Origin of the sequence: Streptacidiphilus sp. PB12-B1b (genome assembly GCF_014084125.1) — a bacterium.
Taxonomy (GTDB): Bacteria; Actinomycetota; Actinomycetes; order Streptomycetales; family Streptomycetaceae; genus Streptacidiphilus.
On record NZ_CP048405.1, the window covers coordinates 5,015,239 to 5,034,295 of the forward strand.

11 protein-coding genes are annotated in these 19,057 nt (G+C 73.6%); 7 read left to right on the forward strand and 4 right to left on the reverse strand.

Annotation, left to right across the window (positions count from 1 at the left end; translation table 11 throughout):
* The first annotated feature begins 15 nt into the window (after window positions 1-15).
* The 5 genes from GXW83_RS22045 to GXW83_RS22065 are packed head-to-tail and all read left to right on the forward strand — an operon-like array spanning window position 16 to window position 4,373.
* Window positions 16-1,011 (forward strand): ATP-binding cassette domain-containing protein, encoded by a 996-nt coding sequence (locus GXW83_RS22045; RefSeq protein ID WP_182444771.1) that lies wholly within the window; start codon window positions 16-18, stop codon window positions 1,009-1,011.
* Complete coding sequence (locus tag GXW83_RS22050; RefSeq protein ID WP_182444772.1) at window positions 1,008-1,808, forward strand: ABC transporter permease; 801 nt, start codon at window positions 1,008-1,010, stop codon at window positions 1,806-1,808. Before GXW83_RS22045 ends, GXW83_RS22050 begins: the two co-directional genes overlap by 4 nt.
* A 5-nt stretch (window positions 1,809-1,813) precedes the next feature.
* The gene (locus GXW83_RS22055; RefSeq protein WP_225447167.1) at window positions 1,814-2,590 is read left to right on the forward strand and encodes a thioesterase II family protein; all 777 of its coding nucleotides are present in this window, start codon (window positions 1,814-1,816) and stop codon (window positions 2,588-2,590) included.
* 32 nt (window positions 2,591-2,622) lie between these two features.
* The gene (locus GXW83_RS22060; RefSeq protein WP_182447497.1) at window positions 2,623-3,549 is read left to right on the forward strand and encodes an ATP-binding cassette domain-containing protein; all 927 of its coding nucleotides are present in this window, start codon (window positions 2,623-2,625) and stop codon (window positions 3,547-3,549) included.
* On the forward strand, window positions 3,546-4,373 hold the full coding sequence (locus GXW83_RS22065) for an ABC transporter permease (protein WP_182444776.1): 828 nt from the start codon (window positions 3,546-3,548) through the stop codon (window positions 4,371-4,373). The genes GXW83_RS22060 and GXW83_RS22065 overlap by 4 nt, the downstream gene beginning before the upstream one ends.
* Window positions 4,374-4,495: 122 nt before the next feature.
* Here the strand turns inward: GXW83_RS22065 and GXW83_RS22070 are convergent, their stop codons facing one another.
* From GXW83_RS22070 to GXW83_RS22080, 3 genes are all read right to left on the reverse strand, one after another.
* Entirely contained in the window at window positions 4,496-4,678 is a 183-nt protein-coding gene (locus GXW83_RS22070; protein WP_182444778.1) for a hypothetical protein, read from the reverse strand.
* Window positions 4,679-4,821: 143 nt separating this feature from the next.
* The gene (locus tag GXW83_RS22075; protein ID WP_225447168.1) at window positions 4,822-7,761 is read right to left on the reverse strand and encodes a BTAD domain-containing putative transcriptional regulator; all 2,940 of its coding nucleotides are present in this window, start codon (window positions 7,759-7,761) and stop codon (window positions 4,822-4,824) included.
* Between the two features lie 353 nt (window positions 7,762-8,114).
* Window positions 8,115-9,983 carry a BTAD domain-containing putative transcriptional regulator gene (locus GXW83_RS22080; RefSeq protein ID WP_225447529.1) on the reverse strand — a complete coding sequence of 623 codons (1,869 nt, stop codon included), beginning with the start codon at window positions 9,981-9,983 and terminating at the stop codon, window positions 8,115-8,117.
* A gap of 320 nt (window positions 9,984-10,303) precedes the next feature.
* On the opposite strand from GXW83_RS22080, the gene GXW83_RS22085 reads away from it, so the two are divergent.
* Together GXW83_RS22085 and GXW83_RS22090 are read left to right on the forward strand one after the other, a co-directional pair.
* Window positions 10,304-11,122 carry a peptidoglycan-binding protein gene (locus GXW83_RS22085; RefSeq protein WP_225447169.1) on the forward strand — a complete coding sequence of 273 codons (819 nt, stop codon included), beginning with the start codon at window positions 10,304-10,306 and terminating at the stop codon, window positions 11,120-11,122.
* Window positions 11,119-12,018 (forward strand): XRE family transcriptional regulator, encoded by a 900-nt coding sequence (locus tag GXW83_RS22090; protein ID WP_182444783.1) that lies wholly within the window; start codon window positions 11,119-11,121, stop codon window positions 12,016-12,018. The genes GXW83_RS22085 and GXW83_RS22090 overlap by 4 nt, the downstream gene beginning before the upstream one ends.
* Before the next feature lie 67 nt (window positions 12,019-12,085).
* Here the strand turns inward: GXW83_RS22090 and GXW83_RS22095 are convergent, their stop codons facing one another.
* On the reverse strand, window positions 12,086-19,000 hold the full coding sequence (locus tag GXW83_RS22095; protein WP_182444785.1) for an RHS repeat domain-containing protein: 6,915 nt from the start codon (window positions 18,998-19,000) through the stop codon (window positions 12,086-12,088).
* Window positions 19,001-19,057: the final 57 nt, after the last annotated feature.

The following is a 19,057-nucleotide window of genomic DNA, read 5'->3' on the forward strand; positions in this document are numbered from 1 at the left end:
CCTTGGAGAGGACCCATGACCCCTGCGATACGGATCGACGATCTGGCCAAGAGCTTCGGGGGCACCCCGGCCGTGCGGGGCGTCAGCCTGGAGGTCCCGGCCGGCACCGTGCACGGACTGCTCGGCCCCAACGGGGCCGGCAAGACCACCATCGTCAGAATGCTGGCCACACTGGTCCGCCCGGACCGGGGCACGGCCCTGGTCCACGGCTTCGACGTGGTCCGGCAGAGCCGCCAGGTGCGCTCGCTGATCGGCCTGACCGGCCAGTACGCCTCGGTGGACGAGGACATCTCCGGCTGGGAGAACCTCTACCTCATCGGCCGGTTGCTGAACCTGTCCCGGCCCGACGCGCGCTCCTGCGCCGACCGGCTGCTGGAGCGGTTCCGGCTGACCGAGGCCGGGGGCCGCGTGGCGCGCGGCTACTCCGGCGGCATGCGCCGCCGGCTGGACCTGGCCGCCAGCCTCATCGGCCGGCCCCGGATGCTCTTCCTGGACGAGCCGACCACCGGTCTCGACCCGTCCAGCCGCAAGGCCCTGTGGCACGAGGTGCGCAGCCTGGCCGACGAGGGCACCACCGTCCTGCTGACCACGCAGTACATGGAGGAGGCCGAGGCGCTCGCCGATGAGATCACCGTCATCGACCAGGGCCGGGTGATCGCCGCCGGCACCACGCTGGAGCTGCGCGAGCGCATCGGCGGCCAGACGCTGCGGGTGGCCCCGCAGCGTCCGGACGACCTGGGCGCGGTGGTCGGCGCGCTGGGCCGGGCGGGGCTGCGGCCCTCCCCGGGCGAGCGCCCGGCCGAGGACGAACGCGACGACGTGCGGGTGACCCTGCCCGCCGGGCGCGAGAGCGACCGGCTCACCGCCGCCGTGGGGGCGCTCGGGGCGTCCGGGATCGCCCTGAACCGGATCGACACCGAGGTGCCGAGCCTGGACGAGGTCTTCCTGGCGCTGACCGACGTCGCCGCGGCGCCCACCGAGAGCACGACCACGACGAGGAGCGCAGCATGACCATCACCGCCGGAGCGCCGCCGACCGGGATGGCCGGCCCGCGCGAAGCCCTGCGCCACTCGCTGGCCATCACCCGGCGCAACCTGCTGAAGGTGCGGTCCAGTCCGGGTCAGATCCTGGACGCCGCGCTGATGCCGGTGGTCTTCGCGCTGATCTTCACCTATGTCTTCGGCGGAGCGATCTCCGGCAGCAGCGGCGCCTACCGGCAGTTCCTGATGCCCGGCATCCTGGCGCTGACCACCACCATCACCTCTCGCGCCTCCGGGGTCGGGCTCAATCTGGACTTCGGCAACGGGGTGATGGACCGGTTCCGTTCGCTGCCGATGGCCCGGGTCGCGGTGCTGGCGGGCCGCATCCTGGCCGACACGGTGCGGATGCTGCTGGGGCTGGTGCTGGTCTTCGCGTTCACCCTGCTGATGGGTTTCCGGGTGCACACCGGCCCGTTGAAGGTGGCCGCGGCGCTCGGCATCGTGCTGCTGTTCGGCACCGCGCTGTCCTGGCTGCACGCCCTGATCGGGTTGACCGCGCGCAGCGTGGAGACCGTGCAGAGCGTCAGCATGCTGGCGATGGTCCCGCTGCAGTTCGGCAGTTCCATCTTCGTGCCGCCCGGCACCATGCCGCACTGGCTGGAGCTGATCGTCGTGCACAATCCGATGACCTCGGTGGTGGATTCGGCCCGGGCGCTGCTGCTGGGCGGGCCTGCGGGCGCGTCCACGGCGACCGCGCTGGTCTGGATCATCGGCATGACCGCCGTGCTGGCTCCGCTGTCGGTCCGTCAGTTCCAGCGAAGGAGTTGAGACGTGTGACCGTCAACGCTTCGAACCACGGACGCTGGCTGCGGGCGCTGCGCCCGGTGGCGCGGCCCCGGGCCCGGCTGGTGTGCTTCCCGCACGCCGGTGGCACGGCCGGCTTCTTCCGCGACTGGCCGCAGTGGGCCGATCCGCTCACCGAGCTGGTGGCGGTGCGCTATCCGGGCCGGGAGGACCGGATCGCCGAGCCCTGCGCCGACCGGATGGCCGAGCTGGCCGGGCCGGTCGCCGAGGCCCTGGCGGCGCTGCCGGGGCTGCCCACCGGCTTCTTCGGCCACAGCATGGGCGCCTCGGTGGCGTACGAGACCGCGCACCGGCTGGCTGACACCGGCGGGCCGCTGCCCCGGCTGCTGGCCGTCTCCGGCCGGGCCGCGCCGCACCGGCTGCGCCGCAAGCACATCGCCGACCGGGGCGACGCCGCGCTGGTGGCCGACGTCCGCCGCCGGGGCGGGCCGCTGGCGCAGGCACTGGACGAGCCGGAGCTGCTGGAGCTGGTGCTCCCGGCGATCCGCTCGGACTACCGGCTGCTGGACGCGTACGCCGACGAGGCGCGGCTGCGCCCGCTGCCGCTGGACGTCGTCGCCTACCACGGCGAGGTCGACCCGGACGTCCCGGCCGCCGACGTGGCGGCCTGGGTGGACGCGGCCGGCGGGGGCTTCGACGTCCTCGGCTACCCCGGCGACCACTTCTACCTGATCCCGCACGCCGCCGCCCTGGTCGGCGACCTGTCCCGGCGGCTGGCCGGGCACGAATCACCGCAGTACACATGACGAGGAGTCAGAACGTGTCCGTACCAACACCGCTGGTCGAGGTCAGCGAACTCAGCAAGCGCTACGGCGGCCGCCTTGCCGTCGACAACCTCAGCTTCACTCTCCGGCCCGGCAAGGTCACCGGCTTCCTCGGGCCCAACGGCGCGGGCAAGTCCACCACCATGCGGCTGATCCTCGGCCTGGACCGGCCGGACCACGGCCGCGCCACCATCGGCGGCCGGGGCTACGCGCAGCTGGTCAACCCGCTGCGCACGGTCGGCGCGCTGCTGGAGGCCAAGGCCGTGCACAAGGGCCGCACAGCCCGCAACCACCTGCGCTACCTGGCCGCCACCCAGGGCCTGCCGCTCTCCCGGGTGGACCGGGTGCTGGAGCAGGTCGGGCTGGGCGACGCGGGCCGCAGGCGGGCCGGGGGCTTCTCGCTGGGCATGGGCCAACGCCTCGGCATCGCCGCCGTCCTGCTCGGCGACCCGCAGATCCTGATGCTGGACGAGCCGGTCAACGGCCTCGACCCGGAGGGGGTGCTGTGGATCCGCAACCTGATGAAGTCCCTCGCGGACGAGGGCCGCACGGTCTTCGTGTCCAGCCACATGATGAACGAGATGGCGGTCACCGCCGACCACCTGGTGGTGATCGGCCGGGGCCGGCTCCTCGCGGACTGCCCCACGGCGGAGTTCATCGAACGCAACTCGCAGTCCGCCGTGCTGGTGCGGACCACCGAGCCGGACCGGCTGGCCCGGCTGCTCGACTCGGCCGGGGCCGAGGCCGTGGGCGACGGCGGCAGCCTGCTCACGGTCACCGGCCTGGACACCGCCCGGATCGCCGCACTCGCCGCCTCCCAGCGCATCGCCATCCACGAACTCACCACGCAGCGCGCCTCGTTGGAGGAGGCGTTCATGCATCTGACGCGTGACAGCGTCGAGTACACCGACACGCACACCCCCTCCAGGAGCGCGGCATGACCACCACCGTACTGACCTCCCCCCTGCCTGCCGCGAACCGCCCGGCCGGGTTCGGTTCGCTGCTGCGCGCCGAGTGGATCAAAATCCGCTCGGTGCGCTCCACGGTGTGGACGCTGGTGCTGATGCTGCTGCTGGCGGTCGGCGTCTCGGTGCTGATCTCCGCGGTCACCGCCAACGGCTGGGCCACCGCCGACGCGGCGGCCCACGCCTCCGTGGTGCGCGACCCGGTGGGCACCATCTTCGGCGGCATGGGCCTGGCCGAGCTGGTGGCCTGCGCGCTGGGGGTGCTGGTGGTCACCAGCGAGTACTCCAGCGGCACCATCCGGGCCAGCCTGCTGGCGGTGCCGAGGCGGTGGCCGGTGCTGGCCGCCAAGGCGGGCGCGTTCGGGCTGCTGACGCTGGTGGCGGGCGAACTGGCCTCCTTCGGCTCGTTCGCCGCCGGGGCGTACCTGCTGCGCCACGACGTCCCGGTCTCGCTGCGGGATCCGGGCGTGCTGCGGGCGGTCGCCGGCGGCGGGCTGTTCCTGGCGGCGATGAGCGTGGTCGCCATGGGCCTGGGCGCGCTGATCCGGCACACCGCCGCTGCGGTGACCGGGGTGATCGCCTTCGTGCTGGTGCTCTCGCCGCTGGCCGACAGCCTGCCGGGCACGGTGGGCCGGCACGTCGCGGCCTACCTGCCGACCAACGCCGGGCAGGTGGTGCTGTTCACGCACCACTCCTCGGGCCAGCTGCTGTCACCGTGGCAGGGGCTGGCGGTGTGCGCGGCGTGGGGCGTGGGCCTGATGCTGGCGGCCGGGGTGCTGCTGCGGCGGCGGGACGTCTGACCGGGGGCGGCGCCGCCGTGACGAGGTGACGGCGGCGCGGCGCGCGCGACGGCGGTACGGACGACAGTACGGCGGCGGGGCCAGGTGCCCCGCCGCCGTATCCGTGCGCCCGCCCGCGGCGCTCAGTCCACCGCGTCCTCGAGCAGCCGCTGGATGGCCACCACCCGCGCGTTCACCTCGGCCAGTTCGCCGCGCACCTCCAGCTGGATCTCCGAGACCCGCCGTTCCAGGTCGCGCCTCTCGCGGCTGTGCCCCATGGACGCCCAGAACATGCCCGCGACGGCAAGCGTGGTACTGCTCAGCATCACCGCGCTTGCGATGATGGCACCGCCCGAGGCATCCACTGTTGTCCTCCCCTACCCGACACGCGCCGTGGCCGTGAGCCTGTCGCTCCCAGGCTCACGACGGTACGCGCCGCGGCCGCCCGCCCATACGGGGATTTCCTCCGTCATTGCTGGAGGAATTCCGTAGTGTCGGATTCGACCAGTCCGAGCGTGGCGATGACGCTGTCCACCCGGGCCTGCCAGCTCGGCGCGCCGATCCGGGCGAAGGTCTCCTGCGCCGCCGTCAGGTATCCGGCGGCCTGCGCCCGGCACCCCTGCTTGGCGCAGACCTCGCCGAGGGCCAGCCTGATCTGCCCCTCCACCAGCGGGCTGTCGATCTGCACCGCGATGTCCAGGGCGTCGACCAGGGTGCCCTCGGCCTCGTCCAGCGCGCCGGCCTCCATCCGCGCCTCGCCCAGCCCGAGCAGGGCGTAGGCCAGCCCGACCGTGTCGGACTTCTCCTTGACGATCCGCACCACCCGCAAGAACGCCTCCTGCGCCGCGTCCAGCCAGCCCTTGGCCAGGTACGCGCGGGCCAGCCGGTGCAGGCCCATGGCCACGCCCCGGGCCCCGCCCACACCGATGGTCTCGGACAGGCCGACCGCCTCGCGGGCGAAGGCCATGGCCTCGTCCGGGTGGCCCAGGTCGAGTTCGATCTGGGCCAGGTTGTTCAGGACGTGCGCCTCCGAGGAGTGGTCGCCGACCGTGTGGAAGGTGGCCCGGGCCTCCTCCAGGCTGCTCCGGGCCCGGCCCAGGTGGCCGCGCATCCGGTCGGCGATGGCCAGGTTGCGCAGCGCCAGCGCCCGGCCGTGCTCCTCCCCGGCGGCCTGGAAGAGTTCCAGCGCGCGGGAGATGTAGCCCTGCGCCTCCTCCAGTCGGCGCAGCCGCAGGGCGACCGCGCCCAGGCCGTGCAGCATGGCGCCCTGGCCGCGCGGGTTGCCCGCGGCCTCGGCGGCGGTCAGCGCGGTGCGGCAGCTCTCCCGCCAGTCGTCCACGTAGTTGCGGGTCTCGAACAGCGGCACCATGCACATGGCCAGGTCCCAGGCCAGGTCGTCCAGGCCGGCGTCGGCGGCGCCCTCGACCACGGCCAGCAGCGACAGCCGCTCGGACTCGAACCACTCCAGCGGCGCCTGCAGCAGGTCGTCCACCAGCGCCCGGTCCAGTGCGCGGCGCGGGGTGGCGCCGTGGATCACCGAGTAGTCCCCGCCGTACTCGCGCTGGTGGGCCAGCTCGGCCAGGGTGAGGCTGGTGCGGTAGAAGCGCTCCAGCGACTCCCGCCGGTCCGCCTCCGGCTCCTGCTGCTCGGCCCGCTCGCGGGCGTAGAGCCGGAGCAGGTTCTGGAAGCGGTAGCGCAGCCGCCCGGTCGCGTCCAGGCCCACCACCTCCAGGAACTGGGCGTCCACCAGGTGCTCGATCAGCGCCTCGGCGTCCAGCAGCGGGACGTCCAGCAGCGCCGCGGCGGCCCAGTCGGTGAAGTCCGGCACCGGCAGCAGCCCGAGCCTGCGGTACAGCCGGGAGGCGTCCGCAGGCAGGTAGCGGTAGCTCAGCGCCAGGCTCGCCCTTATCTGCGACTCGCCCTGGCTCAGCTCGTCCAGCCGCCGCTGCTCGTCGTCGAGCCGTGCCACCAGGTGCCGCACCATCCAGTGCGGCTTGGACGCCAGCCGGGCGGCGGCGATCCGCAGCGCCAGCGGCAGCCGGTCGCACAGCTCGACCAGGCGCAGCGCGTCGGGCCGGGCGGCGGCGATCCGCGCCTCGCCGACGATCCGCCCCAGCAGCTCCAGGGCGTGCGCCTGCGGCAGCAGCCCCAGGAGCACCCGCGCCTGCGGCGGCCAGGTGACCAGCTGCTCCAGCTGGTCCCGGCTGGTGACCAGCACGCAGCAGCCCTCGCTGCCCGGCAGCAGCGGTCTGATCTGGGCGAAGGCGTGGACGTTGTCCAGCACGATCAGCACCCGGCGATCGGCCAGGACGCTGCGGTAGAGGGCGATCCGGCTCTCCAGCTCGGCCGGGATGTTCTCGCTGGGCACCCCGAGCGAGCGCAGGAACCGGCTGAGCACCTCGCCGGCGGCGGTCGCCTCGTGGTGCTCGTCGTAGCCGCGCAGGTCGGCGAAGAGGCGGCCGTCGGGGAACTGCTCCGAGTTGCGGTGCGCCCAGCAGACCGCGAGCCCGGTCTTGCCCACGCCGGCCACCCCGGTGACCAGCCCGACCGCGGGCCCCTCGCCGGTCTGATGCGGGATCAGCAGCGCGTCCAGTGCTGCCAGTTCGCTGTCACGGCCGGTGAACCCGGGGACGTCGGGCGGCAGTTCGGAGGGCACCACCAGGGCCGTCGGCTGGGACTCGCTGTCCGCGACGGTGAGCAGCGAGGGGTCGTCCCGCAGGATCGCCCGGTGCAGCTCCTGCAGCTCCGGCCCGGGCTCCAGGCCGAGTTCGTCGATCAGCTGGCGGCGCGCGCTGCGGAAGGTCTCCATCGCCTCCGCCCGGCGCCCGGCCCGGTACTGAGCGGTCATCAGGTGGTGCCGCAGCCGTTCGCGCAGCGGGTGCTCGCGGACCATCGCGGCCAGTTCGGGGATCAGCTCCTGATGGTTGCCCAACTCCAGCTGGACGGCGAAGGAGTCGTCGCAGGCGTTGAGCCGCAGCTCCTCCAGCCGCTGGGCCTCGTCCTCGACCAGCCGGCCGCTCACCCCGGCCAGCGCCGGGCCGCTCCACAGCGCCAGCGCCCGCCGGTACGCCTGCGCGGCCTCGGCCGTGCGGGCCTCGGTGACGGCCCGCTCGGCGGCGGCGATCTGCCGGGTGAAGTCCGTGGCGTCCACGTCGTGGCCCTCGGCGTTCAGCAGGTAGCCGGGGTGCGCGGTGGCGATGATCTCCTCGGCGAACCCCTCCGCCTTCAGCTGCTTGCGCAGCGCGGCGATGCAGATGGCGACCTGGGTACGGGCGGTGGCGGGCGGCCGTCCCTGCCAGACCTCGTCGACCAGCGTGTCCACCGAGACGATGCGTCCGGGGCTGAGCAGCAGCAGTGCGAGGATCGTGCGCTGGCGCGGTCCCCCGATATTGACTTTACGCCCTCCCACCAAGACGGCCAATGGTCCCAGAATCCTGAAAGCGAGCCGCTCCCCCACTACCGTTCCACCCCGCTGCTCGACACCCTTTCCCCCATTGTTTCTATCACAGGCACACTTTAGTGTGCACGGAACTCAAACTCGTTTAGCGCAGTTTGGGCGGATTGTGGACCACGTTGAGCAGCAACGTTGCCACCAGCGCGTCCGTCCTGCCCGGGTACGGCCGGTCCCGGAGCGGCCCGCAGGGCCCCGGGCACCCCGCGATTAAAGGGGCAAAAATTCGAACGGCCCTGCTCAGGAAACACCGGCGGCGCCCATAGGGCACAACGCATCCCATATCCAGGCGCACTGCCTGGAAGAAGATTTCAAAACCCCTGGGAAAGCGCTGCGGGCTCGCGCAGCCGCAGGTGCATCAGCGGCGGCAGCGCGAACCGGGCCAGGCCCTGCGGCTGCTCCCGGTCCGGGGCGCTGACCACGCCGTTCTCGATCAGGGCCTCCAGCAGTGCGCACACCGCGTCGCCCGCAGCCCCGGTCGCCGCCTCGGCCTCGGGCTGGGTGAACGGCCCCGGCGGCAGCGAGCCGACGCCCGGCAGCAGCGCCCGGACGTCCTGCGGCAGGTCCGCGAGCGCGGCGTCCAGCCGCTCCCGCACCGAGACGTCGCCGACCCGCAGCAGGTCCAGCCGAGGGCCGCCGCCCAGCCGCGAGGCGAAGTCGGCCAGCGACAGGTGCGGCAGCGCCGCCAGCCGGTCGGCCGCCACCCGCACCCCCAGCGGCAGCAGGCCGGTGAGCCGGACGATGTGCTCGGCAGCGCGCGGATCACGGGCCGTCCGCTCCGGGCCGAGCACCCGCTCGAACAGCCGCAGCGCCTGCTCGGGCGGCAGCGGCGGCAGCTCGAACCGGCTGGCGCGGCCCAACGCGGAGAGCCGCGAGCGGGAGGTGATCAGCGCCCGGCCCGGGCCGTCGTGCGGGACGAGCCGCCGGACCACCGTCTCGTCCCGGGCGTCGTCCAGGACCAGCAGCAGCCGCAGCGAGGCCGCGCGGTCCTGCCAGACCGCGGCCGCCGTCTCGTCGTCCGCCGGGGCCGTGCCCGGCAGGCCCGCGATCTGCCACAGCTCCGCCAGCACCGAGGCCAGCGGGCGCGGCGCGCCGTTGCCGCCGCGCAGCCGCAGCAGCACGCAGCCGTCGGGGAACCCCGCCCGCAGCCGGTGCCCCGCGTGCAGGGCGAGCGCCGTCTTGCCGACGCCGACCTGACCGTGCAGCACCACCGCGCCCGCCGGGGCGGGCCCGGTCAGCTGCGCGCCCAGCCACTCGGCGGCCCCGGCCCGGCCGGTGAAGTCCTCGGGCTCCGGCGGCAGTCGGGGCCGGGAGCGCGGCGCCGGGGGCGCCCAGCGCGGGCCGGGGCCGCGTACCGGCCCCTGCTCCAGCAGCTCCCGGTGGGCCTGCCGGACCGCCGGGCCGGGGGCCAGGCCGAAGTCCCGGGCCAGGCCCTGCCGCACCTCGTCGTACACGGCCAACGCCTCGGCCACCTGCCCGGCCTGGCGGAACGCCGAGATCTGCAGCGCGCGCAGCCGCTCGCGCAGCGGGTGCTCCCAGGCCAACTCGGCCAGGGCGTCCAGGACGGCCGACGGGCCGCGCAGCGCCAGCTCCGCCTCGGCCCAGCGCTCGGAGACCGACAGCCGCCGCTCGGTCAGCCGGGCGGCGGCCCGGCGCACCGCCTCCACCTGCTCGAACTCGCGCAGCACCGGGCCCCGCCACAACGCCAGCGCCTGCCTGAGGACCGCCGTGCCCTGCTCCGGCTCACCGCCCTGCAGGCAGCGGTCGCCCTCCCGGACCAGCTGGTCGAAGCGCTCGGAGTCCAGCTCCGCCGGGCACAGCGCGATCCGGTAGCCGGAGAACCGGAACGCGATCCGCGCCTCCCCGCCCGCCGCCTCCAGAATGCGGCGCAGGCCGGACACATAGACCTGGACGGTCTTGCGGGCGTTGCGCGGCTGCTCCCCCGGCCACAGCGCGTCCAGCAGCCGGGCCACCGGAACCACCGCCCCCGGCTCGCACAGCAGCAGCGCCAGTACCAGCCGCTGCTTGGGCGAGCCCAGCGGCAGCTCCCGGCCGCCGGTGCGCACCTCCAGCGGACCGAGGACGCCGAACCGCAGCCCGGCACCGGCCCGGCGGGGCTCCGGCCGGGGCGGCCGCCGCCCGCCCGCCGTCGGTCCGGCCGTGGCCGAGCGCAGTTCCATGACCGTCACGACATCTCCCCCTGCTGTCACGCGTCCGACTCCGGCCCGGCCCGGGTGCGGCGCCGGGGCCCGGCGTCCCCTGGCGGAGCGCCGGATACGGGGAGAGCCTGCGGCGCGCGTGCCGCCGGGCGCGACAGGACGCCCGCGAATGCTGAGATCGCGGGACGGGACAGGCCCTGACCTGCGGGGACGGCAAGGAGAATGACGGTACGACGGGACGCCGGGAAAGCCCCGTACGGCCTGGACGGGGCAGCCGGTAGCATCTGGCCGACACACGCCGTTCCCAGAGGTTCCGATGTCATCGGCCCGAACGTCCTGGAGTGAAATTGGCACGCTGGAAGGCACTTCCCGAAGGACTCGATCCGGCGGTCATCCAACTGATCGCCCAGCTGCGCCGGATGAAGGACGACAGCGGGCTGAGCCTGGACCGGCTCGCCGCCAAGACCGGTTACAGCGCGACGTCCTGGGAGCGCTATCTCGGGGGACAGACGCTGCCGCCGTTCGAGGCCGCCGTGGCGCTGGCCGATCTCGCCGGAGCGGACCAGGTGCGGCTACAGGTGCTGCACGAGGCCGCGCGCGAGGTCTGGCAGCCCGGCCCACCCGCCGGGCCCGACCAGGACGCGGCAGCGGCGGAGGGCGGCGCGGTCGCATCGGAGCAGCCGGAGGCCGCCCTTCCCGCGCCCCGGCCCGCGCCGCAGGGCAAGGCCCGGGCCCCGCTGCCGCCGGGCCTGCGCACCGTCGCCATAGCCGCGCTGTCCGCCGTGGCCGGCGCGGCGATCGCGCTGCTCGCCGTCCACTCCGGGCACACGGCCAGTGCGGCGGCAGCGCCGGTCGCGGTCCGGGCGACCGGGGCGGTGGTCTCCTCCCCGGCCACGTACACCTGCCGGTTCAGCAAGCGGGACGGCCGCTGGTACGCGGGCAACAGCGCCACCACCAGCGACCACCTGCAGGTCGAGATGAGCGGGCCCGAGGTGGCCGAGCTGCAGTGCCTGCTGCAGCGGACCGGCATATCGCCGGGCGGCATCGACGGCTCCTTCGGACCGCTGACCGAGTTGGCGGTGATCCGCGAGCAGCAGGTGCAACACCTGTCCGTCGACGGCCAGATCGGCCCGATGACCTGGGCGGCGCTGCGGGGATGACGGAGCCTCGACCCGAATGCCGGCGGCTGGCCGCCGAGCTTCGCACGCTGCGGGCCCGCGCCGGGCTGAGCATGACGGCGCTGGCTGCCGCGTCCACGTACAGCAGGTCGTCGTGGGAGCGGTACCTGAACGCCAAGTCGCTGCCGCCGTGGTCGGCGGTGAGCACGCTGTGCGCGCTCGCGGACGAACCGGAGCCGCGGCTGCGCGCGCTGTGGGAGCGGGCCGAGTCGGCGTGGAGCGGTCGCGCCGCGACCGCCGGGAAGCCCGCCCCGGCGGCCGATCCGGGCCCGACCCCTGTTCCGGTCCCTGCTTCCGCTCCGGCCCCGGCTCCGGTTCCAACCGACAGCGGGCCACCGGCCCCGGCGGCGGGCGCGACGTCCGGGCGGGGGCTGCGGCTGCGCTCGCCGCTGGCCGCCGTCCTGGCGAGCGGGCTGCTGGTGGCGACGCTGACGGCCGGGGCCGCGTACGAGTGGCGCGGGTCGGGGGGCTCCGGCCGGGCGGCGCCGAACCCCTCGGCCAGTGTCTTCCGGGTGGGCTGCACCGGCCGCAGCTGCAACGGGGCGGATCCGCAGACGATGCTGTGCGGCGTGGAGCCGCAGACCCTGGCCGACTTCCAGACCAGGACCGGCGCGGGCATCGAGGTCCGCTACAAGCCGCAGTGCCAGGCGGCGTGGGCGCGGGTCTGGAACTCCCAGGCCGGGGACGTGCTGTCGATCAGCGTGCCCGGCTCCGCCACCCGCACCGCGCGGGTGCCGAACGCCGCCCGCGCGGAGGGCTTCGTGTACACGCCGATGGTCTGGATCGCCGCCAAGGGCTCGCCGGTGCGGGTCTGTCTGCGGCCCGCCGCACCGGCCGAGGAGGCCGAGGAGCAGTGCTTCGGCGTCCCGTCCCCGTGACGGCCGTGGCCCCGTCGCAATCCGCGACGGGGCCACGGCTGTCAGTGCACCGGGTCGGTCAGCCGGCTCACCATCCCAGCGGGGTGGTGTAGGGGCCGTACGCGTAGGAGCCGCCGATGGCGATACCGGCGCCGGCGGCGACACCGCCCTCCTGGCTGTACGAGTTGAGCTGGTCCGGTCGGCCGGGCTGGCCGAGGACGATGGCGCCCGAACCGAGGGCGGATCCGGACACGGTGATCGACCAGCCGCTGACGAAGCTGTCGATGTCCGACTGGTGCAGCTGGTCGCGGTGGCCGCCGATCTTCCCGGCCCTGGCGCTGATGTCCGCGCCCGCGCCGACCGAGAGCCCGTCGCTGATGAACATGTGCCCCTGCCGGGTGATGGTGCAGGCGACCGAGACGCCGACGCCGATGTCGGCGCCCGCCTCCACGGTGATGTAGTCCGGTCCGTCCAGCGAGGACAGCGCGGGCCCCTGGCCGGAGGAGCCGCCGGAGCTCCCCTCCTTCATGCCGCCGCCCGACTGGGCGCCGAAGTCGAAGGCGTTGCCGTTGCCCAGCAGGTTCCACGGGTTGAGGTCCTTGGTGAACCGTTTGATCACCCCGCCGACGCCCTGGTTGGACTGCTGGTAGTCGGGCAGGCCCATGGCCTCCAGTTCACTGGCGCCTGCGTTGTCGAAGGTCATCGGGCCGTTGATGGCGTTGCCCGCCGCCGTCATGGCGTAGGCGTAGGCCTGGGCGTACGCCTGGCAGATGTCGGTGTCGCACTCGTGCCCGTTGACGACCACGTAGTGCGGCACGTCGTTGGGCAGCACCGGCACCGGCGGCTTGGCCCCGGACGGGGGCGCCGCCCGCCTGCCCTCGGAGCCGTTGGCCGTGCCTCCGCCTCCGCCCGCGGCGCCTCCGCCGGCCGCGCCGCCCCCGGCCTGGCAGGCGGCGTCGCAGCCGCCGTTGTCGTCGGTGTCGTCACCGCCGCCGGGCAGCCGGATGAAGGTCAGCCCGGTCGGGTCGGTGTTGGCGACCGGGTTGTCGCCCGCGTAGGCGTAGCCGTTCATCTCGGTGGTGTCGCCGGACTCCAGGACCGGGTCGACCGACTGGAACCGCCCGGTGGCCGGGTCGTACTCGCGGGCGCCGAGCAGGTCCAGGCCGGTGGTCGGGTCCTGTGCCTGGCCGAGGTAGGAGTGCTGGTCGGGCCAGGCGGCCGGGGTTGCGCCGCGGGGCTGGCCGTAGGGGTCGAAGTAGCGGAACGCGTAGGCCGAGGTGGTGGCGTCGACGGTGGTCTCCGCGGTTCCCTGGGTGTTGGGCAGTTCGTAGTCGGTCGCGCCGCTGGACGCCAGGACGATCTGCACGCCGTCCGGGCTGGCGGAGTAGTAGCGCTGCCCGCTGACCGCCTGGGTCGCCGTGTCCAGCGTGATCTGCTCGCCGAACGGCAGGTAGAGGACGGTCTGTTGGGCCGCCGGGTCGTGCTGCAGCAGCAGGTTGCCGGAGGCGTCGTAGGTGTAGCTGCTGACGGCTCCGGTGGCCGTGTTCTTGACGGTCTGGGTACGGCCCTCGGCGTCGTAGCCGATGGTCTGCGAGGCCGGGGCGTTGATGGTCCCGGTCTTCGTCACCGTGCGGCTGGTGGTGTTCCCGGCCGGGTCGTAGCCGTAGCTGGTGGTGGCGGTGCCGTTGGGGCCGGTGACGGTCGCGGTCTGCACCGCGTCCGGCGTGGTGGCGGTGGTGTTGCCGCCGGTGGCCGGGTTGTAGCCGGGGTAGCCCAGGGTCTGGGTGGTGTTGCCGGACGTGGACGACACCGAGGTGTCGTGCTGGGTCTCGCCGACCCGGTCGCCCAGGGCGTCGTAGGAGTACGTCTGCCAGTAGGGCGCCGGACCCCCGGTGACCTTGCCGGCCACCGGCGCGCTGTCGTTGCAGCCGCCGATGCCCTGCACCTGCGCGGTGGTCGAACCGGTGGTGGAGGCCACCCCGTTGGTGTCGGTCCAGGCGGAGGTGAGCCGGTCCTGCTGGTCGTAGCCGAAGCACTGGGTGTCGGCGGTGCCCACCCCGTACTGCGCGGCGGACTCGGAGGTGAGCGAACCGGCCTGGTTGTAGGTGTAGTCGGTGGTCTGCAACGGCGAGGCCAGGGTCTGCAGCTGGTCGCTGACGGTCAACAGCCGTCCGGTGGACTGGTCGTAGACCTCGGCACGGTTCAACTCGTCGCCCCAGACGCCGAAGTTGGTGCCGGTGACCTGCCCGAAGGGGCTGTAGGACACCTCGTTGAGGTAGACGTCGTCACCGTTGAAGCCGTTCAGCAGCCCCGACAGGGTGTAGGTGTAGTTGACCTGGTCGGCGGGCAGCCCGCCCTCGGCGCCGTAGCCGGTGCTGGTCAACTCCGAGGTCTGCGCGGTGTACTGGCTGCTCGCCGCGTACGTCCCGGCCAGTGCCCCTTCGGCGGACGGGACGGTCACCTTGCTGCCCGTGGCCTGGTACAGCGGGGTGTAGCCGGTGACGGCGGTGGTGTAGGTCCTGGCCGCGTCGGCGGCGCCGTCGGTGTAGCGGATCTGCGCGGTCGGCTGCCCCTTCTCCAGCGAGTCGTAGGTCCAGGCGGCGAGTTCGTCGCCGCTGTCCGGCTGCGCACCGCCGGTGGTGTCGTACTCGGCGGTCTTCCGGTCCAACGCGTCGTAGGCGTAGGTCAGGGTGGTGCCGCGGGCGTCGGTCGTGGTCAGCGTGTTGCCGTCGGCGTCGTAGCCGGTGGTGCTGGTGCCCGCGCCCGGGTCGACGCTCTTGGTCTGCCGGCCGTGCAGGTCGTAGCTGTACACCCAGCGGTTGCCGCCGGCGTCGGTCATGGTGGCGAGTTTGCCGGCCGGGGTGTAGGTGTAGCCGGTGACGATCGCGTCGGCGGCCTTGTCGGTCGGCGCGGGAGTGTTGTACGACCAGGTGGCCGTGGTGCGGCCCTGGGCGTCGGTGAACGTGCTGGTGGCCCTGGACCCGGTCGGCGGGGTCACGTCGGTCTGGTCGGCGCCCGGGTAGGCGGTGGTGGTGGAGTCCTGGTTCACCCCGTACGCCACCGCCAGCACCTTCACGGTGCGGCCCATGCCGTCGAAGAGCGTCTCGGTCTCCGACGGGACCACGCTGTCGTTGGCCGGGACGAACACCGTCGTCGCCGGGCCGGCCGTCCGGTCGTAGTAGGCGCCGGTGGTCTTCACCGTCTGCCCGAGGGCGTTGTAGTGGGTGTCGGTGATCAGGCGTCCGGCCTCGGCGTCGGCAGTCGGCGCCTGGGACTGGATCTGCCGCATCTGGCCGTCGTACAGCACCACGGTGGTGGCGTACGACCCGTCGTCCCGCAGCTTGGAGGTGGAGGTCGTGGACGGCCCGGAGGCGCCGTTGACCGCGTAGGCGACGGTGGTGTCCGCCGGCGCCCCGGCGCTCTGCGCGTGCAGCGGCGACCACTCGGCGGTGAGCCGTCCGAGGCCGTCGTAGGTCTCGGTGGTGAGCTCGCCGTTGACGTCGGTGGAGGCCACCGGCAGGCCCCGTGCCGGGTCCATGGTCTGCGTGCTGGTCCACGGGCTCGGGGTGGTCATCGGGCCGGTCGTGGTGACCGTCGCCGGGGAGGCGCCCGGCGCCGAGTAGGCGACCGAGGTGACATGGCCCTTGGGGTCGGTGCTCTGCGTGACCCGCCCGTAGACGTCGTACTGCTTGCTGCCGCCGGTGACGTACACCGGATCGCCCGAGGCGTCGTAGGAGTCCACGGTCGAGGTGGAGGTCACGTTGCCCGGGCCGGTCAGCGAGCCGCCCGGGGCCGAGTCGTAGAAGGTCAGCGTGTCCGAGACGGTGTCGGCGGCGGTCGCCGCGGTGCCGCAGGCGCCCTGGACGGCCTTGACCTCGTCGGGGTAGCGCAGCAGGTTCGGATCGGGGTCGGCGGCGGCCTCGGCGGCGTAGGAGGTGGTGGTGCACACCTCCGGGTCGGCGGCGGTGCCGTCGCCCTTGGCGTCCACGGTGGTGACCCGGCCGGAGGAGTCGTAGGCCGTGTCGGTCTCGGTCCTGCGCCAACTCCCGTCGTGCAGCAGCTCGTAGCTGCGGGATTCGCTGGTCGCGCCCATCCGGGCGAGCAGCGGCGGCATGGACTCGGCCTGGTTCTCGGTGGCGGTGGTGGTGAACGTCCAGGGGCCGTCGACGGTCTTGGACTGCACCGGGCCGCCCACTCCCAGCAGGGTGTCGGTCTCCAGCGGCTGGCCGGACAGCCAGTCGGAGTCGGTGACCTGGTCCCCCACCGTGTCCGCGACGGTGACCGAGCGCCGGCTTCCGTCGGCCTTGTAGTCGCCGTCCATGCCCTGCAGGTAGGTGGTGACGGTCTGCGTGGGCACCGACTCGGCCGAGGCCGTCCCGGTGGTGGTGGTGACCGTGCGGTAGCCGCGGAAGTCGTCCCAGGTGCGGTCGGCGGGCAGGGTCAGCGGGGAGTCGTCCCGGTGCCAGGCGATGCCCGCGTAGGAGTACTGGGTGGTCTGCGTCTGCGACCAGGCCGCCGGGGCGACTAGGTCGTTGGTGGTGACCTCGGTGACCTCCGGCTTGTTGAACCAGTCCAGGACCAGGTTGTCAGGGTTGGACGAGGTGGATCCGGAGTCGGTCCAGTACACCGGGAAGCAGTTCATGGTGTTGGAGTCCGGCCCGGCCGGCATGGCGTTCTGCAGCCGGGAGCACTGCTGGCCCGGCTGGTAGCCGTAGGAGACCACGATCTGCGCGCCGGACTCGGTGGTGACGGAGTCCATCCGGGGCCGGTACAGCGCCGGTGGCGTGGTGCCGTCGGCGAGCGGGCCGTCCACCCGGTTGGGCATCTCGTCCGCCACGAAGGTCACCGGCGGCGTGGACGCGGCGGCGCCGCCGCCCAGCGCGTCCTGGCCGGTGCGCTGGATCGAGGACAGCCACATCACCGCGACCGTGCCGTCGCCCTGGTTGGCCGAGGACACCCCGCTGGTGACCACCCCGGCCTGCGGCGCGGGGAACATCTGCGTCAGCGCGTAGGAGTCCACCGGCTTGTACACCCCGCCGACCAGGACCTCCGTGGAGATCTGGGTGAGGCGTTTGGTGGAGAAGAACGACGGCGCGCTGTTCGAGCACGTACCGTTCTGCGTGCAGACCAGGTCGAACGGAACGTCCGGCCAGTTGGCGGCGGTCGACGCGGACAGGTTTCCCGGGGCGCACACCGTTGTCGAGGTCACGCACCGTTCGGCGACCCCGAAATTCACCACGTCCACCGGCTCGGCGCCGCCGACGGCATCGGCCAGCCGGTATCCGTAGGAGATGGAGGACAGGTAACTGCCACGGCTGTAGACCGTGTTGACGCCCTTGCCGGGGTTCTGGCCGCCGCCCATGGAGTAGTAGTTGGTCTCCGGCGTCCAGTCGTAGGTCTGCAGGTTGCCGTGCGGATCGACCACGTACGCCAGGTTCCACCGGTAACCCATGGCGGTGGCAACCGACTTGGCGCCCTGCGCGGAGGAGTTGCACGAGGGCATGGCGGGCACCATCGGCCCGTCGCCGCTCTTGGGGCAGTAGACCGGCTCGGTCAGCACGCTGTCGGTGGAGGCGCCGGAGGCGGTGCCCGGCAGGGAGTCCGTCCCGAAGTAGTACTGGGTGCCGTCCGGGGTGACGACCTTCCACGCCTCGCCGTCGTAGGCGCCGTTGCCCTGGTTGCTCAGCTCGGTGACCACCGTGCCGTCGTCGGTCTGCGACTTCCACACGCCACTGGAGTCCAGCACCAGCGTGGCCGAATGCGAGCCCAGCGACAGCTGGACCTGGTTCCCGCCCCAGCACTGGTCGTTGGAGTTGCTGATGCCGTCCTGGGAGCAGGGCTGGTAGGAGCGCTCGACGAAGCCGGGCGTGTAGTCCCAGCCGTCGCCGATCCAGGACGCCTGCGCGTTGGTCGCCGAGGTCCTGGCGTCCACGGTGCCGGAGTCGTACGCCAGGGTCACGCCCGGAGTGGCGCCGGTCGCCGCCGTGGGCAGCGTGACCGGGTAGGAGTAGGTGAAGTCACCGGAGTTGCCCCCGGCCGACCAACTCCCGGACGGGGAGAGGTCGGTGGCGGTGTAGCTGCCCACCGAGCCGGAGCCGGAGGAGGTCGCCGCCAGCACCATCGGCGCGGCCGTGACCGACCCGGCCCTGGCTGCCCCGGCCCTGGTTGCCTGGGCCTTGGCCGCCACGCCGCCGGGGCCGACCGGGACGGTGGCGGTGAGCGTCTGCCGGGCGGAGTCCTGGGAGAACGCCACCGGCGTCTGCGCCCGGCACGCCGCCACCTTCGGGGTGGTCAGCGCGCAGGCCGGCAGCTCCACCAGCTTCAGCCGGTCCTGCCAGCCGCCGCCGTAGGCCGCGGCGAACGCGGCGTAGTCCAGGGAGACCGAGACCGGCGCGGCACCGGCCGCGCGGTCGGCCCGGGCCACCGTGAACACCACGCCGCTGACGCCCGCGGCGGTCGCGGCGGCATGCGGGGCCACCGACACCGCCACCGACGCCACCGGCACCGCTGCCGTGGCCGACGCGGCTGCTGAAGTCGTCTTCGCCGCAACGGACTTCGCTGCGGACTTGGCTGCGGGCTCGGCTGCGGGCTTGGCCGCAGATCCGCCCGGGGCCACGGCGGCCACCGACACCGGCAGCGAACCGGCCCCGGCCACGGCCGAGGTACGGGCGGCATCGGACGCCGGGGTAGGCACCAGCGTCGCCGATCCGCTCGGCCACACCACGGCGGGCGCCTTGTACGGGTGGGGCGCGTCGGCCCGCACCCGCTGCTGCGCGGGCGTCAGGCCCGGCCTGACCGCCGCCGCCCCGCGCACCGACGGGGTCTGCTGCGGCTTGGTCAGCCCGGACCAGACCTTGTTCTTCTGGTGGTGGGTGGCGGCCGACGCGGGCGTGGCGGCGGTGGCCTCCACCCCGGCCGTCGCCATCGCCGCCGCGACGACCACCGCGACCGCGCCGAGAATGCGGCGGGGTCTCCGGTGGTTCGCTGAGGATATTCGACTCATCGCAGAACTTTCTCCTCGTCGAGATAGCGCGCGTTACCACACGCGCGGGGAATGCCC